3 protein-coding genes and 1 pseudogene are annotated in these 3556 nt (G+C 70.6%); 2 read left to right on the top strand and 2 right to left on the bottom strand.

The window, feature by feature from the left end:
* Together LI92_RS20465 and LI92_RS20470 are read left to right on the top strand one after the other, a co-directional pair.
* Positions 1-190 (top strand): annotated as a pseudogene (locus tag LI92_RS20465) (hypothetical protein); the annotation flags it as partial.
* 166 nt (positions 191-356) lie between these two features.
* A complete protein-coding gene (locus LI92_RS20470) occupies positions 357-2090 on the top strand; it encodes an N-acetylmuramoyl-L-alanine amidase (RefSeq protein WP_046322145.1) in 1734 nt (577 codons plus the stop codon).
* 61 nt (positions 2091-2151) lie between these two features.
* On the opposite strand, the gene LI92_RS20475 is transcribed toward LI92_RS20470, so the two are convergent.
* The gene (locus tag LI92_RS20475) at positions 2152-2982 is read right to left on the bottom strand and encodes a Cof-type HAD-IIB family hydrolase (RefSeq protein WP_046322148.1); all 831 of its coding nucleotides are present in this window, start codon (positions 2980-2982) and stop codon (positions 2152-2154) included.
* Positions 2983-3015: 33 nt separating this feature from the next.
* On the bottom strand, positions 3016-3556 hold a 541-nt coding region (locus LI92_RS20480), incomplete at its 5' end, for a lysophospholipid acyltransferase family protein (protein WP_046322146.1).

The following is a 3556-nucleotide window of genomic DNA, read 5'->3' on the forward strand; positions in this document are numbered from 1 at the left end:
CCCGTCGCTGGGGATGCCGGAGCCCGCCAGCAGCGGCGGACTGGTCAGTGACCTGATGAGCGCGGCCAACCAGTTGGGCGCCGGCCAGGCCATCGACTTGATCAAGGGTGTGGTGATTCCCTCGATCGCGCAGGCAGCGCAGGGCGCCGGGCCGGCAGTCGCCGCCCCGCCCCCGCCGCCGTTGCCCTAACCGGACACACAGCGGAGCTGTTCCGCCCGACGGCACCGCAGAGTCGGCCCGCACCTGGCGGGCACCGGAAGACTCTGCGGTGCCGTTAACCCTGTCGGGGTACCGGCCGGGCACCAGTCGCGTGTCGCATCATCTACAACACGTGACACATACGTAACATCAGTGCGTGCCAACCCGTCGTCGTCCCCCGCCGACGATCAAGCTGACCGCGACTCTCGCGACCGTGCTGATCCTGCCGTGGACACTGAACTCCGGGGCGGCTTCGAAGGCGCCGCGAGCTTCGGAGGCCGCCCCGAGCGCCGCCGCGACCAAGCTGAGCCAACAACCCCTCGACGAACTGGAACCCGGCGTCACCGTCCGAGAGATCACCCAGGACGAACCGTTCACCATGGTGGCCCTCACCGGCGCTGACCTCAGCGGGACCTCGGCCCGCATCCGCGCCAAGCGCCCCGACGGCTCCTGGGGGCCCTGGTATGCGACCGCGCACGAGACCAAACACGAGACAGCGGGGCCCCGCCGGCCCGACGCCCCCGCCCCCGGCCCGGAGGGCACCGAACCGGTATTCGTCGGCCGAACCACCGCCGTGCAGATCGCGGTGACCCGGACCGCTCCGACCGCGCCCGGCACCGGGTCGACGGCCAAACCCCGCGGCACCGGTCCGTCCGCCCCGAGCGAGGCGGCCAAGGCGCACCCGCCCGCGAAGAAATCCGCCCCGGCCGATCTCGGCTACGTGCCGGCCACCGCCGCGCAGCCGCTTGCCCAGAACATCTCCGCGGTGCTGATCACCCCGCCGAAAACCCCCGCCGACGCCCAGTGGCAACCGCCGCGGGCCGTACTGGCGCCGGGCCAGCCGCCGAACATCATTCCGCGCAGTCACTGGGGCGCCGGGGCCTATGGCCGGTGCGGCAAACCCGTGGAGAGCGGGCCGGTCCACGCGGCCGTGGTGCACCACACCGCAGGTTCCAACGACTACGCCCCCGAAGACTCCGCGGAGATCATCCGGGCGATCTACGCCTACCACACCCGCACCCTGGGCTGGTGCGACATCGGCTACAACGCACTGGTGGACAAGTACGGCCAGGTTTTCGAAGGCCGGGCCGGCGGCCTCACCCGCGGCATCATGGGCAGCCACGCAGGAGGGTTCAACAGCAATACCTGGGGGGTGACCATGATCGGCACCTTCGACGACGCACCTCCCCCGCCGATCCAGCTCGAGTCCGTTGGCCGGCTGCTGGGCTGGCGACTGGGACTGGACCGCACCGACCCGCGCGGGATGGCCCAACTGACCTCCGCCGGTGGTTCTTTCACCAACGTTCCGCGGGGTGCCTCGCTGACGTTGCCCTCGATCATCGGCCACCGCGACCTCGACGCCACCGAATGCCCCGGCAACCAGGGATACATCGCTCTCAACGCGATCCGCGAGATCGCCGCCCGATTCAACGAGCCACCCGGGCCCGAAGACCTCGCCCGGGTGATGGAGGGCGGCGCCATCCACACCCGCTGGCTGGAAATGGGCGGCGCGGAGGGCATGCTCGGCGCGCCCACCTCGCCGGAGGCGATCGGCGAGGGCTCCACCAAGTACGCCACCTTCGAACACGGCGCGGTGTACTGGTCGCCGGAGACCGGCGCACAGCCCATCACCGGGGCGATCTACGACGCCTGGGCGTCGCTGGGCTATGAGCGCGGCGTGCTCGGCCTGCCGACCAGTGCCGAGATCCCGGAACCGGAGTGGGTGGGGCAGAACTTTCAGCACGGCACGTTGAACTACAACTGGGCCAGCGGAGCGGTGATCCGAGTCGTCGACGGTGTCGCCGAAGAGCTGCCCCCGCCGCCGCCGGAGGGACCCCCGGTACAGCTCGAACGCTTCTCTCGGGTGATCGATCCCTTCGAGGCTCGCTGACCGCCGTTGACTCTGCGCCTACCCGGAAGAAGTTCGAGTGCAGTGCCTGGTAGACGCAGAGTCAGCGAAGGAAAATCCGTTCCACCACCCGCGCCAGGCCGTCTTCGCTGTTGGGGGCGGTGATCTCGGCCGCGGCCGCCAGGACCTCGGGGTGGGCGTTGCCCATCGCCACACCGTGGCCCGCGCGAACCAGCATCGGCAGGTCGTTGGGCATGTCACCGAACGCCACCACCTGCTCGACGTCGATCCCCAGCGGAGCGATCAGCTCCTCGAGCCCGCTGGCCTTGGTGATCCCCGCCGGCACCACTTCGAGCAGTCCGTTGTTGGTGGAGTAGGTGATCTCGGCTGCCGTTCCGATGTGCGCCGCAAGCTGCGCCGCCATGTCGGCGCTGGACGTCCCCGCCTTGCGGACCAGCAGCTTGATCGCGGGCTGGGACAGTAGGTCCTCCAGGGACACCTCGGTGTTGTCCGGGTTCAGCCAGGCGTGTTCATAGCCGGGCGAGCTGACGAACTGCGGGGTTGCCGCGTCATGCGCCCGCTCGCCGATACGCTCCACCGCCAGGCCCGCTCCCGGCAGCGCACGGCCGACGACTTCGGCCAGCTTGACCAGGTTGTCGGCCGACAGCGTCCGCGCCGACACCACCCGGTCGGCGGCCGGGTCGTAGATCACCGCCCCGTTGGCGCACACCGCCATCGGCGCGAACCCGAGTGCATCGACCACCGGCGCGATCCACCGCGGCGGGCGGCCGGTCGCCAGCACGAAATGCGCGCCGGAGTCCACGGCGGCGTGCACCGCGGCCCGGGTCCGGGCGGTGATGGCTTCGTTGTCGTCGAGCAGGGTGCCGTCGACATCGCTGGCGATCAGCGCGGGGGGAACATTGGGGCGCGTCATCAACACGGCCTCGGCCACGGCGGGCGCACTGCCCTACTGCCCCGTGCCGGGATGGTCGGCCCGATGGCCACCTGCACTCTTGCGCTTCCGTTCCGCCAGTTCCTGCTCTTCCAAAATCCTAGCCTCCTGCGGGGTGGGAGCTGCTCCGCCGAGTCGTCGGGGCACCCAGAATTCACCGGCCGGATGCGGGTAGGCCTGCTGCACCGCAGCCAGCATCGGCGCCATGCGCTCACGCAGCCGGGCGGTGAGCGTCGCTCCGTCGCCGGAGGGGGCCAGCGGCTCCCCCACCCGCACGGTGACCGGCACCTTGCTGGCCACCAACCGTGCCCGCGGGTGATCCTTGGTCCAGAGCCGGTGAGCACCCCACACGATCAGCGGGACGATCGGCACCTGCGCCTCCAGTGCCATCCGGGCCGCGCCGGATTTGAACTCCTTGAGCTCGAAGCTGCGGCTGATGGTGGCCTCGGGATACACGCCCACCAACTCCCCCGAACGCAATGCGGCGACCGCATTCCGGTAGGCGTCGGCGCCCGCCGACCGGTCCACCGGGATGGTGCGCGTGTGGCGGATCAGA

Source organism: Mycobacterium sp. UM_Kg1, from assembly GCF_000972925.1.
GTDB lineage: Bacteria > Actinomycetota > Actinomycetes > Mycobacteriales > Mycobacteriaceae > Mycobacterium > Mycobacterium hiberniae.